Below are 14,309 nucleotides of genomic sequence, written 5' to 3' on the forward strand. Positions count from 1 at the left end.
AAGCGCCGGTTGGGCTGCTGCCGAAACCGGCTTTTCGTCCTTCTTACACCTGCCTGCTTCGCAATGCCGCCATTTGCTTTTGCCCGCACCTCCGTGTTTTTGTTGTTTGCCGCTGCTGCGGGGCTTAGCGGGTGCGCGGCCATCAGCTCGCCGGAGGGCGGCGTCCGGGATACTATTCCGCCCAAACTCACCCGCAGCGTACCCGCCAACGGCACCCGCAACTACCAGGGCCAGTCGGTGCGGCTGGAGTTCTCGGAGCAGGTGCAGTTGAAAGACCTGGCCAAAAACCTGATTGTGGCCCCCATCATCGGCGACGACAACCCCTACAAAATCAGGGAGGAGCGCACGGCCATTACCCTCACCTACGAGAAGCCGCTGAAGGCCAACACCACCTATTCCTTCAACTTCGGCAACTCCATCAGCGACATTACGGAAAGCAACCCGGCGGCCAAGGCCATCGTCAGCTTCAGTACCGGCCCCGACCTGGACTCCGCCTCGGTGCGCGGTACGGTGCAGGCCGTACTCAGCCAGCAGCCCGTAGAAAACGCCGTAGTGCTGCTCTACCCCGAGGCCGACACCTCCACTGTGCAGCGCGGCCGCCCCACCTACCTGGCCCGCACCGACAAGGCCGGCCGGTTTGAGCTGAATTACCTGAAGGCTGCCCGCTACCGCGCCTACGCCCTGCTCGATAAAAACCAGAACAACCGCTACGAGGAGCCCGAGCAGATTGCCTACTTGCCCGATTTGCTGACGGTGGACGGCCGCACCGATTCAGTGCGCTTCCTGCTCACCCGCCCCGATACCCGCCGGCCCCTGGTTACTACCCAGAAAACCAACCCTACCGATTTCCGGGTGAGCTACAATGAGGGCGTGCAGCAGCTGACTCTGGCCCCCTTAGGAGCAGCAACAGCCCCGGCCGGCCTCAACGACGCCCTGCAGCTCACCGAAAAAGGCCGCACCGCCATCCTGTACCGCACCCCCCAGCTGCAGGAAGGCCGCTTCCTGCTCACGGCTACCGATAGTGCCGGCAATACCGGCCGCGACACTATTGCCGTGCGCTTCCAAGGTAACCCGCCCACTAAGCGGGGCATTGCTTACACCGTAGAAGGCAGCCCCAAGGAAGTGTACCGCCAGGGCCAAGTGAAGTTTGTGTTTACTGAACCGGTGGTGCTCACCCCTGGCAAACCCATTGGCACGCTGCTGGAAGACTCCCTGAAACGCCGCCCTTTGCAGCTTCCGGCTGATGGACAGCTCGGTCCTGACCGCTCCACGCTCAGCATCAACCTGAATACCACGGCCCGCAAAACCGTTACGCTGCTGCTGGATAGTGCCGTGGTCCGCAGCATCACGGGGCAGTCGTTGGGCCTGAAACCGTTGCGCCTGCGGGTAACCGAGCAAACGAGTACCGGCACCCTCAGCGGCCCCATTCAAACCACGGCCAAGCGTTTCTGGGTGCAGCTGCTGGACGCTGCCGGCAACATCCAGCTCGTGCTGGATAGCCCCAAGGGCAATTACCGCTTTGATAACCTGCCGCCGGGCACCTACCGTATCCGCATCCTTATTGACACTAACCAGGATGGCCGCTGGCAGGGCGGCGACCCGCAGCTGCGCCGGCCCGCTGAACCCGTATTCCTCTTTCCCAAAACCATACAGGTGCGCTCCAACTTCGACAACGTGGAAACCCTGAGCTTTTAGCCGGCCGCCGGCGCCAACCGTTGCCCCGCCCAATTCCGTTTTGCCGGAGTTGGGCGGGCTTGTTTTTAGCCAGTTTGGAGTCAGGCATTGACCTCTGCTGGCCCATCGTCTCGCAGAACAAACACCTTGATTGGGGGGTAAGCCCGTAAAGTGCAACTCTGGACTATATAGGGGCGGGGCGTTTTAGATATCCACATAGCAAAACCCGCGTGGCTCCTTGCTGGTGGCGTTTTCACTATTTCGAAAACAGCAATCCACAGCACTTATCCACTCCAAAACCGCTAACCGGCGTAACCTGTGGATAATAGTGGGAAACCTGGGGATAACCCGTGGAGAAGTTGCGGAAAAGTATTTTTGGATGGATAGCCCTTTCCGACACCCTCTTGGGTATGTACAAAAGCTGTGGATAGCAGTGGATAACTATCCCCCGAAAATCTAACAATCCACATACCGTTGTGGATGTGAATTGTGGATTTCTAACAGCCTATGTGAATAGTTAAAAACTTATTTAACTAACTGATAACCATGGAAATGATATCCACACACCCTGTTGGCAGACGGTGGATAACTCTACTCTTGTACACATGTTACCCACGCCGTGGATAACCCTCATTTTTTATCCACTTATAAACAGCCCTAACGACAGGGATAAAAAGAGATTTTTAAATAAAAAGATTTTTAAAAGTTATTAACCTGTGGAAAAGCGGGCCGTGCCCTTGCTCGTCCTAAATTGGCCTAAGCGACTCGAAGCAGAAGTAAGCCCGCAGTAGTTAGTGCATCCAATTCAGAGTTGCGCCGAAGTTCACCGTTGCAGTGCGTCAGTTGCAGGCCGGTAGGAGCAATGCGCATCCTCAAGCGCCGCGTTGCAAAACCTAGCCCGAAGATGAGGGTGTCCAGGTGCTGAAGCCTTGACTGTTAATGCAGGCCCCTATTCTGGTCTCACAACAGCCGGTATCAGGGGGCTGGTTGAAAAAGTGGATAACGTTGTATGAATATGTGGATAACGGGTTGGTTATCCACGGTTTATTGTGAATAGCCGTAGCTTTTGCGGAGGCGTAATAGCGCGAATAAACAGCCATCTTGCTCTAGCAGGCGTATAGTACTCCGCCACCCGCCCTGCCCCTCTCATGCCCTTTGATTACACCCTCGATTTCCATGCTACGGACTTCCGCCAGCATCCGGAACTGTACCGGGTGGGTAAGGGTGAGCAAGGAGTGTTGCTGGTAGAGCCCTATAAGAGCGAGATTCTGCCCTTCTGGCGCTTCCGGACACCGGAGGTAGCCCAGGAGTCGTCGGAGAAGATTTACGCGCTGTTTGAGGCGTATTTGAAGCAGCACGACTTCGTGGGTGCCGATATAGCCCGCAAATTTTTACAGATGGGCTTTACCCGGGCCCGGCGCTATGCCAACCACAAGGGAGGCAAAAAGTACGACGGCCCCGTACCCGATGACAAAAAAGGCCAGAGTGGTAGCCATGGCCGCGCCGAGTTGCCCCGCACCCCCGAAGATCCTGCAAAGGCGGAGGCCGCCGCCATTTTTAAACGCTGTTGGGATGAGGCCAAGCATCACCCCGAGTACCTGCGCCAGCGGGCCGAATTTGAGACTCAGTACGGAAAGTAACTTTCCAGACATCTACCTTTACTTTTCCAGAACTACTACCCCCTTCACCCCACATCGGCTATGCAGAACCCAGCCCAACCATCCAGCACCGAAGAAAACGAAATCAGCCTCGGCGTAGGCATGGGGCCCTTGAAGTTTGGCGCCTCCATGGACGAGGTACGCGCCCTGATGGGAGAGCCCGAGGAAATTGAGGAATCAGAGGACGACGACGAGTTTGAGCACCAGGCCTGGAACTACCTGGAGGAAGGCTACTCCCTGTACTTCGACCGGGAAGACGACTACCGCCTGAGCTGCATCGAAACCGACCACCCCGGTATCCGCCTCTACGGGGAAGCCATTCACGGTAAGAGCCCCCAGGAAATTCAGGACCTGATGAAGCGCCACGGCCACGAGCAAAGCGAAGTGGAGAAAATGGACACCGGCGAGATGCGCATCTCCTACGAAAAGGAAATGATTGACCTTTACTTCGATGAGGATGAGCTACAGTTCGTCAACTTCGGAGTGTTTATCAATGACGAGCTGGAAGTGCAATGGCCCGCATAACGCATAGTTATCCACAAAATTAGAGGTTTTGCCTGTTGATAAGTGGATAACGTGCTAAGTATCGGGAGTTTTCAACAGGATTTCCCAACCTGGGAGGCATTACTAGCCTGACTAGCACCCCGCTGAGAATCAGCTTATCAACAAAAAAGCCGCCCCGGTACCGGGGCGGCTTTTTTGTGTGTTTTCAAGAGCAGCTTATGAAGGCATGATAGTGCGGAGCAGCAAAAACAGGCCGCCTGCCAGCACCATGGTAACCGGCAGTGTGAGCACCCAGGCCAGGGCAATGTTGCGCACCATCTGGGGGTTCAGGTTTTTGATGCCCCGGTTGGCCACCATGCTGCCCGCAATAGCCGACGACAGTACGTGGGTGGTGGAGGAGGGCAGCCCGAACTGGGTAGTAGCCCCGATCATAACGGCGGCCACCAGCTCCGAGGAAGCGCCCTGGGCGTAGGTCAGGTGTTCCTTCCCAATCCGCTCCCCAATAGTTTTTACGATGCGCTGCCACCCAATCATAGTCCCAATGCCCAGGGACAGGGCCACCATCAGCGAAACCTGCCAGGGCGCGTAATCGGTGAAGGTGCGCATTTCGGCAATGCTGTCCTCGTACACTTTGCGGTCGGCGGAGCTGAGGGGCAGCTTTTCGCTGGCCGTGAGCTTTTTGGCGCGGTTGTACAGCAGCAGAATGCTCTTGCGGATTTCGAAGCGGGCCTGCTCCGGCAGCTGCTTCACGTCGGTTTTGCCGGCGAAAATCTGGTCCAGGGCGTTGGTTTGGGTGCGCACCTCGGCCAGCAGCTTGCGGTCGGCCTCGCCCAGCTCGGCGGCGTTGATTTTGCCCATCACCTGCTCCACGCGGGTCAGGGAGTCGCGCATATCCAGGGGGTTGAGCTTGGAGTTCAGGGCGAAGTGAATGGGCACGATGCCAATCAGAATCAGCATAATCAGGCCCACGCCCTTCTGCCCGTCGTTGGAGCCGTGGAAGTAGCTTACCAGCGTGCAGGTGGCAATCAGAATCAGGCGAATCCAGATGGGTGGGGGTTTGCGCTTGTGCGGCTCCTTAAAGATGGCCTTGTTCTTCACAAAGCGGCGCAGCAGAAACATGAGCACAATGGTAAGCGAGAAGCCAAACAGCGGGCTAATCAGCAGGGCCAGGCCGGTTTCGCCGGCTTTGCCCCAGTTCACGGCCGAGCCATTGGAGCCCGGCAGCAGCGAGAAGGCAATGCCCACCCCCAGAATGGACCCGATAAGGGCGTGTGAGGAAGAGGAGGGCAGCCCGTAGTACCAGGTACCCACGTTCCAGATGATGGCCGCCACAATGAGGGCGCCCACCATGGCAATGCCGTGGTACACGTTCTGATCCACGAGGCTTTCCACGGGCAGCAGGTACACAATGCTCATGGCCACGCCAATACCACCGGCAATTACACCCACGAAGTTCCAGAACGCCGACCAGATAACGGCCACCCAGGGCCGCAGCGAGTTGGTGTAGATAACCGTAGCCACGGCGTTGGCCGTGTCGTGGAAGCCGTTTACAAATTCAAACGCGCAGGCTGCTACCAAACAGGCAATCAGCAGCAACAGCACATGAGGCTCTAAGCCAAACATAAAGGGGAGGTTGGTGAGAATTCAGATTTCGGCAACCAAAGGTACTGCCGCCCCAAGGGGGCACAAGATTATGAAATTGTTACCGCACTGGTCGGCTGCCGTGCCATTCGAGCCGCTAAACGCAGGAACCGATGGCAGGTTCAGGCCGCGGGAGTGAGAGTCAGTAAATTACTGAAAAGCAGCCGCTCACCCGCCTTTCTGGGGGCCGGACTAGTACGGTAGGTAAAGCTTTGGCTACTTTTGCCCTTGACTTAGAATTGAGACGGGAGTAGTGAGTACAGAGTATTGCCTACCATCTGTTGTCCGGAAGACGGGCCGCTTGCCGGCCATCCGGTGCTGACTACTCACTACTCATTACGTATTACTCACTACTGACAGCATGAGCAAACCCGCGCAACCCGCCGCTAACACCACCGAAGGCACCTTGGCCGAAATCGTGTCGCACGCCAAGGAATACGGCTTCGTGTTCCCCTCCTCCGAAATCTACGACGGCCTGGCTGCCGTGTACGACTACGGCCCCAACGGCGTGGAGCTCAAGAACAACCTGAAGCAGCTGTGGTGGAAGGCCATGACCCAGCTCAACCAGAACGTGGTGGGTATTGACACGGCCATCTTCATGCACCCCACCACCTGGAAAGCCTCCGGCCACGTCGACGGCTTTTCGGACCCCATGATTGACAACCTCGACAGCAAGAAGCGCTACCGCGCCGACGTGCTGCTCGAAGACAAAGCCGCCGAGTACGAGAAAAACGGGGAAATAGCCCGCGCCGAAACCCTGCTGACTGAAATGGGCCGCCTGCTCACGGCCGAGGACCTGGCCGGCGTAAAGCAGCTCATCATCGACGAGAAAATCCTCTGCCCCATCAGCAAAACCGGCAACTGGACCGATGTGCGCCAGTTCAACCTGATGTTCTCGACCCAGATGGGCGCGGTGGCCGAGGGCTCCAGCGAAATTTACCTGCGCCCCGAAACTGCCCAGGGTATCTTCGTGAACTTCCTGAACGTACAGAAGTCGGCGCGGCAGAAGGTGCCGTTTGGCATTGCCCAGATTGGTAAGGCCTTCCGCAACGAGATTGTAGCCCGGCAGTTCATCTTTCGGATGCGGGAGTTTGAGCAGATGGAAATGCAATTCTTCGTGCGCCCTGGCACCGAGGGCGAGTGGTACCAGCACTGGAAAGCCGCCCGCCGCCGCTGGCACGAGGTGCTGGGCCTGCCCGCCGACAAGCTCCGCTTCCACGACCACGAAAAGCTGGCCCACTACGCCAAGGCCGCCGTGGACATCGAGTACGAATTCCCCTTCGGCTTCAAGGAAATTGAGGGCATCCACTCCCGCTCCGACTTCGACCTGACCCAGCACCAGCAGTTCAGCCGCAAAAAGCAGAACTACTTCGACAACGACCTCAACCCCGAAACCGGCAAGCCCTACGGCAACTACGTGCCCTACGTGGTGGAAACCTCCGTTGGGGCCGACCGCCTGTTTCTGGCCACGCTCTGCCAGGCGTATCAGGAGGAAACCATTACGGAAGGCGAAGGCGAGGAGCAGAAAACCAAAACCCGCAAGCTGCTGCGCCTGCACCCGGCCGTAGCGCCGGTGAAAGCCGCCATCTTCCCGCTGGTGAAGAAGGACGGCCTGCCTGAGAAAGCCAACGAAATCTACAACTCGCTGCGCCACGACTTCCGCCTGGTGGTGGAGGAGAAGGACAGTATCGGCACGCGCTACACCCGCCAGGACCTCATCGGCACGCCCTTCTGCATTGCCGTCGACCACCAGACCCTGGAGGACAACACCGTCACCATCCGCCACCGCGACTCCCGGGAGCAGACGCGCATGCCCATCTCGGAGCTGCGTGGCTACATTGGCGAAGCCGTAAGTCTCTCGCGCATTTTCGAGAACCTATAGGGCTGGCTAACCAGGAAAAACAGAACGGCCGCCGGAGCAATCCGGCGGCCGTTTTTGATATCAGGCAAGTGGTGTAAAGGGGCGGGTTAGTTTTCGCTCAACCACTGGGTGGCGTCGCGGCGGGAGGTAAAGTAGTTGAACTCCACGCGGGCCGGGGGCAGAGAAGTGGAGGCCAGGGAATTGCCAATCTGGTACTGGTACTGCCCCTCCGACACCACGGCAGCAATGAACAGGGGGCGGTGGGACTGGTCGGCCAGCACATCGGTCAGGGGGCCAAGCAGTTCGTCGGCTTCATCCGTGGGCGGGGCGTTGCGCTTCAGGTCCAGCAGCAGCTTGCCTACGTTCTGGGCCAGCATTTCCTCCAGGGCGCGGTGGTAGGCTTGGCCAAACGATACCGACAAGCGGGTGGCATTATAGCTCAGGTGCAGCGTTTCGGAAACCGGATTATACGTCAGGGACGCGTCCGGGGAATTGTACAAGGTCATGGCAAAAGGAAAACAACAAGCGTAGCGCGGAATAATTCAATTACTATCGTGCGCAACACCTTGTAATGAGGATGATTACGTAGAATAAGGCATAAATTGTTCCCTATATTCTGAACAATCTATGAGTTTTCCTAACTGCCTCGTTGTACACCGCTTTTAGCCCGATGAAGGTTTACTTGCTGACGCTCACCGCGTAGCTGCCGGGGGTTGCGTACCTTTGCTGCATTTTACCGGCCTATGTGGAGAAACCTCGCCTTATTCGTCATTAAGAACCGTCGCCTACTGGTTGGGCTGCTGGCCGTTATAACGGTGTTTATGGCCTGGGAAGCCCGCAAAATCGAAATGACCTACGATTTTGCCCAGGTAGTCTCGCCCGACGACCCGGACATGGTGTACTTCCAGCGCTTCAAACGCAAGTTTGGGGAAGATGGCAACGTGCTGGTGCTGGGCATGCAGGACAGCTCGGTGTACCAGCTGGGGAACTTCAACGAGCTGCGCATGCTCACCGATACGCTCAGCAAAGTGGAAGGCGTGAACGGGGTACTGGGCGTCACGCGCCTGCCCCGGCTGGTGAAGGACACGGCTACGCAAACCTTCCGGGCCGAGCCCATTTTCCGCCGCTTCCCGCGCAGTCAGGTGGAGCTGGACTCGCTCATGCGGGTAGTGAACTCCCAGGAGTTCTACAAAGGCCAGCTGATCTCGCCCACCACTGGGGCCACGCTGCTGGCCCTCACCATGGACCCCAAGTACCTAAACTCCAGCCGGCGCGAGGCCGTGATGCAGGAAATTCTAGGCCACGCCGAACGGTTTCAGCAGAAGACGGGCATCAAGATGCACTACGCCGGCCTGCCCTACGTGCGGGCCACCATGACCACCAAGGTAGCCTCCGAAATGAAGCTGTTTGTGGCCCTCACTATTGTGATGATGGCCCTCACGCTGCTCATGTTCTTCCGCACGTGGTCGGCGGTGGTGTTTCCGCTGCTGATTGTGCTCATTGTAGTAACGTGGTGCATTGGCTCCATGGTGCTGATGGGCTACAAAATCAACCTGCTCACCGGCCTGATTCCGAGCATTATTATCGTCATCGGGATTCCCAACTGCACCTACCTGCTCAGCCGCTACCACTACGACTACCGCAAATCGGGCAACCAGGTGCTGGCCATGGCCCGGGTGGTGCGCAAAATCGGGCTGGTCACGCTGATGAACAATACCACCACGGCAATAGGATTCGTGGTGTTCTGCTTTACCAACATTGCCATTCTGTTCCAGTTTGGGGCGGTGGCCACCATCAATATTTTCGTGGCGTTTGCGGTGTCGTTTATTCTGATGCCGATTGTGTTCACCATTCTGCCCCCGCCTACGCCCAAGCAGCTGGAGCATCTGGAAGCCAAGCCGCTGATGAAGCTGCTGGAGTTCTTCGATTATCTGGTGCTGGAGCGCCGCCGCACGGTGTACCTTACGGCCCTGGCCCTGCTTATTCTGGCCTCGTTCGGCGTTACGAAGGTGCGCTCGGTGAGCTACATGGTGGATGATTTGCCCAAGGATTCGTCGGTAAACTCCGACCTCAAGTTCTTTGAGCAGCACTTCAACGGGGTAATGCCCCTGGAGCTGGTGGTGGATACGGGGAAGGCCAAAGGGCTGCTGAAGCTGAAAAACCTGGAGCGCATCGACCGCCTCGAAAACTTCCTGCGCACCCAGCCGGTGCTCACCACGCCCGTCAGCGTGGTCACCTTCCTGAAAGCTTCTACTCAGGCCTTCTACAACGGCAGCCCCGAGTTTTACCGCCTGCCCGATAAGTCGGAATCCAACTACGTGTTTAATTACCTGGCCCGCTCCCAGAATACCAAGGGCTCGGAAGGTCAGCTAACCAGCAAGCTGCTGCGCTCCTTCACCGACAGCACCATGCGGGAGGCCCGGATTTCGCTGAAAATTGCGGATATCGGCTCCCACAACCTAGATACCCTGCTCAACAACCGCATCCAGCCCGAAATTGACCGGATTTTCAAGGGTACGGGCATGGAAGTGAAGAAGACCGGCACCACCATCATCTTCACCAAAGGCAACGAATACCTGATTGGTACGCTCAAATCCAGCCTGCTGCACGCGTTTCTGCTGGTGGGCGTGGTCGTGCTGATTCTGTTCCGCAGCATCCGGGCGGTGTTCTTTACCCTGTTGCCCAACTTCTTTACGCTGCTGCTCACGGGCGGTATTATGGGTTACTTCGGCATCCCGCTCAAGCCCAGCACGGCTCTTATTTTCAGCATTGCCCTGGGTATTGACGGTGACAACTCCATTCACCTGCTGGCCAAGTTCCGGCAGGAAATGGCCGCCAATGGCCGCCGGGTGAAAGCCGCCATCAGCACTACGCTTTCGGAGGCCGGTACCAGCATGATTTACACCAGCATTGTGCTGTTTCTGGGTTTCTCGGTGTTTGCCTTCTCGGAGTTTGGCGGCACTAAGGCCCTGGGCCTGCTGATGTCGGCCAGCCTGCTGATTACCAATTTCTCTAACCTGATTCTGCTGCCCTGCCTGCTGGTTACCTTCGAGCACGGTAAGGACGAGGACGTTATCGACCAGACCGGTATCCGGCACTACGACGACAACTACCACGAGGAAGACGACGACCTGGAACTGAACCTCAGCCGCATGCGGAAGGGCATAGCTTCCTAGTCGCCTAACCCCCCTCTCCGAAAAGGAGAGGGGGACTAGCTTAAAATTCTAAAAATCAGTTCTACTAGCTCTGACGCTCATATTCTAATTCCTAGGCCTCACCCCCTAGCCCCCTCTCCCTTTAGAGAGGGGGCTAGGGGGTGAGGCAACTAGAGCCAGAAAGGAGGCGACTACAGCTAGAAAAGCACCCACCAATAACATGAACTACCCCGAATTCAAGCAGCCGCTCAACTACGGCCAGGTCGGCACCGATATCCTGGCGTGGTGGAAGCAGAACGGCATCTTTGAGAAGAGCGTGAGCACCCGCGAAGGGCAGCCCACGTTCGTGTTTTACGAAGGCCCGCCCTCGGCCAACGGCGCCCCCGGCATCCACCACGTGATGGCCCGGACGGTGAAGGACATCTTCTGCCGTTACCAGACGCTGCTGGGCAAGCAGGTGCACCGCAAAGGCGGCTGGGACACCCACGGCCTCCCCATTGAGTTGCAGGTGGAGAAGGAGCTGGGCATCACCAAGGAGGATATCGGCAAGAAAATCAGCATCGAGGACTACAACCAGCGCTGCCGCGAAACCGTGATGCGCTTCAAGGCCCAGTGGGACGACCTCACCGAGAAGATGGGCTATTGGGTGGACCTCGACGACCCCTACATCACCTTCGAGCCCGAGTACATCGAGAGCTGCTGGGCGCTGCTCAAGAAGCTCTACGATAAGGGCCTGCTCTACAAAGGCTACACCATCCAGCCCTACTCGCCGGCGGCCGGCACGGGCCTGTCGTCGCACGAGCTGAACCAGCCCGGCACCTACCGGGACGTGAAGGACACGACCATCGTGGCCCAGTTCAAAGTGCAGCGTAACGAGGCGTCGGAGAAGCTGTTTGCGGCTCCTGTTTGGGATAGACAAAACGGTGATTCTCCAACGGATGTATTTATCCTAGCTTGGACGACAACACCTTGGACACTACCGGCTAACACTGCTTTGGCTGTTGGCAAGAACATCCCGTACGTAGTTGTACGCACTATAAACCCTTACACCAAGGAATATATCCGTGTTGTTTTAGCGAAAGCACGGGTCAAGAGTTATTTCTCTGAATTCACCGAAATAGGGAAAGTTACCCCATCTACCTATTCAGATTGGGGAAGTGAAACGAAGCAGATTCCATGGGAAATCGAGGCTGAATTCACTGGTGCCGACCTCGTGGGCATCCGCTATGAGCGGCTATTTGGGCAGGATAAGGGCTATCCGGCGTTTGAGGGCGAGGAAAACGCCTTCCGCGTCATCAACGGCGACTTCGTAACCACCGAAGACGGTACCGGCATCGTGCACATTTCGCCCACGTTTGGTGCCGACGACTTCCGGGCTGCCCAGCTGGCCGGTGTGCCCGCTTTGCTGGTAGCCGACGACGAAGGCAAGCTTGGCCCCATCGTGGACCGGACGGGCCGCTACGTGGCCCAGATGGGCGAATTCGGCGGCCGTTGGGTGAAGAACTACGACGGCCACGACGAGTCGGGTGCCGACTACAAAACCCTCGACGAAAGCATTGCCATCCGCATGAAAGGCGACGGCACGGCCTTCAAAGTGGAGAAGTACGAGCACACCTACCCGCACTGCTGGCGCACCGACAAGCCCGTGCTCTACTACCCACTCGACTCCTGGTTTATCAAAACCACGGCGGTGAAAGACCGGCTCATCGAGCTCAACAAAACCATCAACTGGCAGCCTGCCAGCACCGGCACCGGCCGCTTCGGCAACTGGCTGGAAAACCTAGTGGACTGGAACCTGAGCCGCTCCCGCTACTGGGGCACGCCCCTGCCCATCTGGCGCACCCAGGACGGTTCGGAGGAAATCTGCATCGGCAGCATCGAGCAGCTGAACGCCGAAATCGACAAGGCCGTAGCAGCCGAAGTCATGACCCACAACCCCTACCAGCTGGTGGACGGCAACTGGGTAATGACCAACGGCCTAACAACTGACAACGAACAACAAACAACTAAAATCGACCTGCACCGGCCCTACGTGGACGACATCTTCCTGGTGTCGCCCTCGGGCCAGCCCATGTACCGCGAAACCGACCTCATCGACGTGTGGTTTGACAGCGGCGCCATGCCCTACGCTCAGTGGCACTATCCGATTGAAAACGAAGGGCAGTTCCAGAAGAACTTCCCCGCTGATTTCATTGCCGAAGGCGTTGACCAGACCCGTGGCTGGTTCTTCACGCTCCACGCGTTGGCAGTGATGCTGGAGGACTCGGTGGCCTACAAAAACGTGATGGCCAACGGCTTGGTGCTCGACAAAAACGGTAACAAGATGAGCAAGCGCCTCGGCAACGCCGTGGATCCGTTTGCTACCATCAGCCAGTTCGGCCCCGACGCCACCCGCTGGTACATGATTGCCAACGCCCAGCCCTGGGACAACCTCAAGTTCGACGTGGCGGGCATCACGGAGGTGCAGCGCCGCTTCTTCGGCACGCTGTTCAATACCTACTCGTTCTATGCCCTCTACGCCAACCTCGACGGCTTCCAGGCCCGCGAGTTCGACCGGGTGCCGCACGCCGAATTGAGCGAGCTGGACCGCTGGATCTTGAGCAAGCTTCAGTCGCTGATTGTGGAAGTACGAGGCTACTACGATGGCTACGACCCCACGAAAGCGGCCCGCGCCATCCAGGATTTCGTGACCGATCAGCTTTCCAACTGGCACGTGCGCCTCTCGCGCCGCCGCTTCTGGAAGGGCGAGCTGACCGCCGACAAGCGCGCCGCCTACGAAACCCTCCAAGAATGCCTGGTGGTGGTGTCGCAGCTCATGGCCCCGATTGCGCCCTTCTTCGCCGAGTGGCTCTACCAAAACATGACCAACGGCATGCGCGCCGAAGCTATTGAGCGTAACACGCCGCTGGCCGCCGAATCGGTGCATCTGACCCTGCTGGTGGAGGCCGACGAAGCCCGCATCGACAAGGCTCTGGAGGAGCGGATGGAGCTGGCCCAGCGCATTTCCTCACTTACTCACTCACTCCGCAAGAAGTCGGTGCTGAAGGTGCGCCAGCCGCTGCAGCGCATCCTGGTGCCGGTATTCAACGACTCGACCCGCGAGCAGGTGGCGCTGGTAGAGGACCTGATCTGCGCCGAGGTGAACGTGAAGCACGTGGAGTTCCTCGACGATGCCAGCGGCGTGCTGGTGAAGTCGGTGAAGCCCAACTTCAAGCGCCTGGGCCAGCAGTACGGCGCCAAGTTGAAAGCCGTAGGCGCCCGCATCCAGCAGATGAGCGCCGAGGAAATCAGCACCCTCGAAAAGACCGGGCAGCTGGCCGTGGAAATCGACGGCGAAGCCTACACCCTGGCCCCCGACGACGTGGAAATCCGCACCCAGGACCTGCCCGGCTGGCTGGTGGCCACCGACGGCCCCCTTACGGTAGCCCTTGACGTGACCCTCACCGACGAGCTACGGCAGGAAGGCGTAGCCCGCGAACTGGTGAACCGCCTCCAGAACCTGCGCAAAGACAGCGGCCTGGAAGTGCAGGACAAAATCCGCGTGATGCTGCAGCAGCAGCCCGAGCTGGAAGCCGCCGTTCAGTCGTTCGGCAGCTACATCCGCGAGGAAGTGCAGGCCCTGAGCCTGGATTTCGCCCCGGAAATCAGCGGCGGTTCGGTACTCGAATTCGACGAGTTTTCCGTGCCGGTGCAACTGGAGGTAGCCAACTCGTAACCTCACTTGGTAGCATCAGTCAAAAGGCCGCGAAACACTGTTTCGCGGCCTTTTTCGTTGTGTGCCTTCCTGCCGAAATGCTCTTGTATGACAGCCAGCTC

The 14,309-nt window shown here is 58.1% G+C and carries 8 protein-coding genes; 6 read left to right on the top strand and 2 right to left on the bottom strand.

Features of this window, described 5'->3' with window-relative positions; all coding sequences use genetic code 11:
• The first annotated feature begins 63 nt into the window (after positions 1 to 63).
• The 3 genes from ROI90_RS17300 to ROI90_RS17310 all read left to right on the top strand — a co-directional run bounded on the left by ROI90_RS17300 (position 64) and on the right by ROI90_RS17310 (position 3,857).
• Complete coding sequence (locus ROI90_RS17300) at positions 64 to 1,695, top strand: Ig-like domain-containing protein (protein ID WP_315999614.1); 1,632 nt, start codon at positions 64 to 66, stop codon at positions 1,693 to 1,695.
• 1,127 nt (positions 1,696 to 2,822) lie between these two features.
• Positions 2,823 to 3,314, top strand: a complete 492-nt coding sequence (locus ROI90_RS17305; RefSeq protein ID WP_315999615.1) for a DUF4385 domain-containing protein — start codon at positions 2,823 to 2,825, stop codon at positions 3,312 to 3,314.
• 60 nt (positions 3,315 to 3,374) lie between these two features.
• Complete coding sequence (locus tag ROI90_RS17310) at positions 3,375 to 3,857, top strand: hypothetical protein (protein WP_315999616.1); 483 nt, start codon at positions 3,375 to 3,377, stop codon at positions 3,855 to 3,857.
• A 195-nt stretch (positions 3,858 to 4,052) separates the two neighbouring features.
• Here the strand turns inward: ROI90_RS17310 and ROI90_RS17315 are convergent, their stop codons facing one another.
• Entirely contained in the window at positions 4,053 to 5,459 is a 1,407-nt protein-coding gene (locus tag ROI90_RS17315; RefSeq protein ID WP_315999617.1) for an inorganic phosphate transporter, read from the bottom strand.
• Between the two features lie 379 nt (positions 5,460 to 5,838).
• On the opposite strand from ROI90_RS17315, the gene ROI90_RS17320 reads away from it, so the two are divergent.
• On the top strand, positions 5,839 to 7,359 hold the full coding sequence (locus ROI90_RS17320; RefSeq protein ID WP_315999618.1) for a glycine--tRNA ligase: 1,521 nt from the start codon (positions 5,839 to 5,841) through the stop codon (positions 7,357 to 7,359).
• Between the two features lie 86 nt (positions 7,360 to 7,445).
• Here ROI90_RS17320 and ROI90_RS17325 read toward each other — a convergent pair whose 3' ends face one another.
• Positions 7,446 to 7,844, bottom strand: coding sequence for a hypothetical protein (locus ROI90_RS17325; protein WP_315999619.1), 399 nt, complete (start codon positions 7,842 to 7,844; stop codon positions 7,446 to 7,448).
• Positions 7,845 to 8,081: 237 nt separating this feature from the next.
• On the opposite strand from ROI90_RS17325, the gene ROI90_RS17330 reads away from it, so the two are divergent.
• Together ROI90_RS17330 and ileS are read left to right on the top strand one after the other, a co-directional pair.
• Positions 8,082 to 10,514, top strand: coding sequence for an efflux RND transporter permease subunit (locus tag ROI90_RS17330; protein WP_315999620.1), 2,433 nt, complete (start codon positions 8,082 to 8,084; stop codon positions 10,512 to 10,514).
• 199 nt (positions 10,515 to 10,713) lie between these two features.
• Positions 10,714 to 14,208 (top strand): isoleucine--tRNA ligase, encoded by a 3,495-nt coding sequence (gene ileS / locus ROI90_RS17335; protein WP_315999621.1) that lies wholly within the window; start codon positions 10,714 to 10,716, stop codon positions 14,206 to 14,208.
• Positions 14,209 to 14,309 lie beyond the last annotated feature (101 nt).

This window comes from Hymenobacter endophyticus (genome assembly GCF_032464715.1).
Taxonomy (GTDB): Bacteria; Bacteroidota; Bacteroidia; order Cytophagales; family Hymenobacteraceae; genus Hymenobacter; species Hymenobacter endophyticus.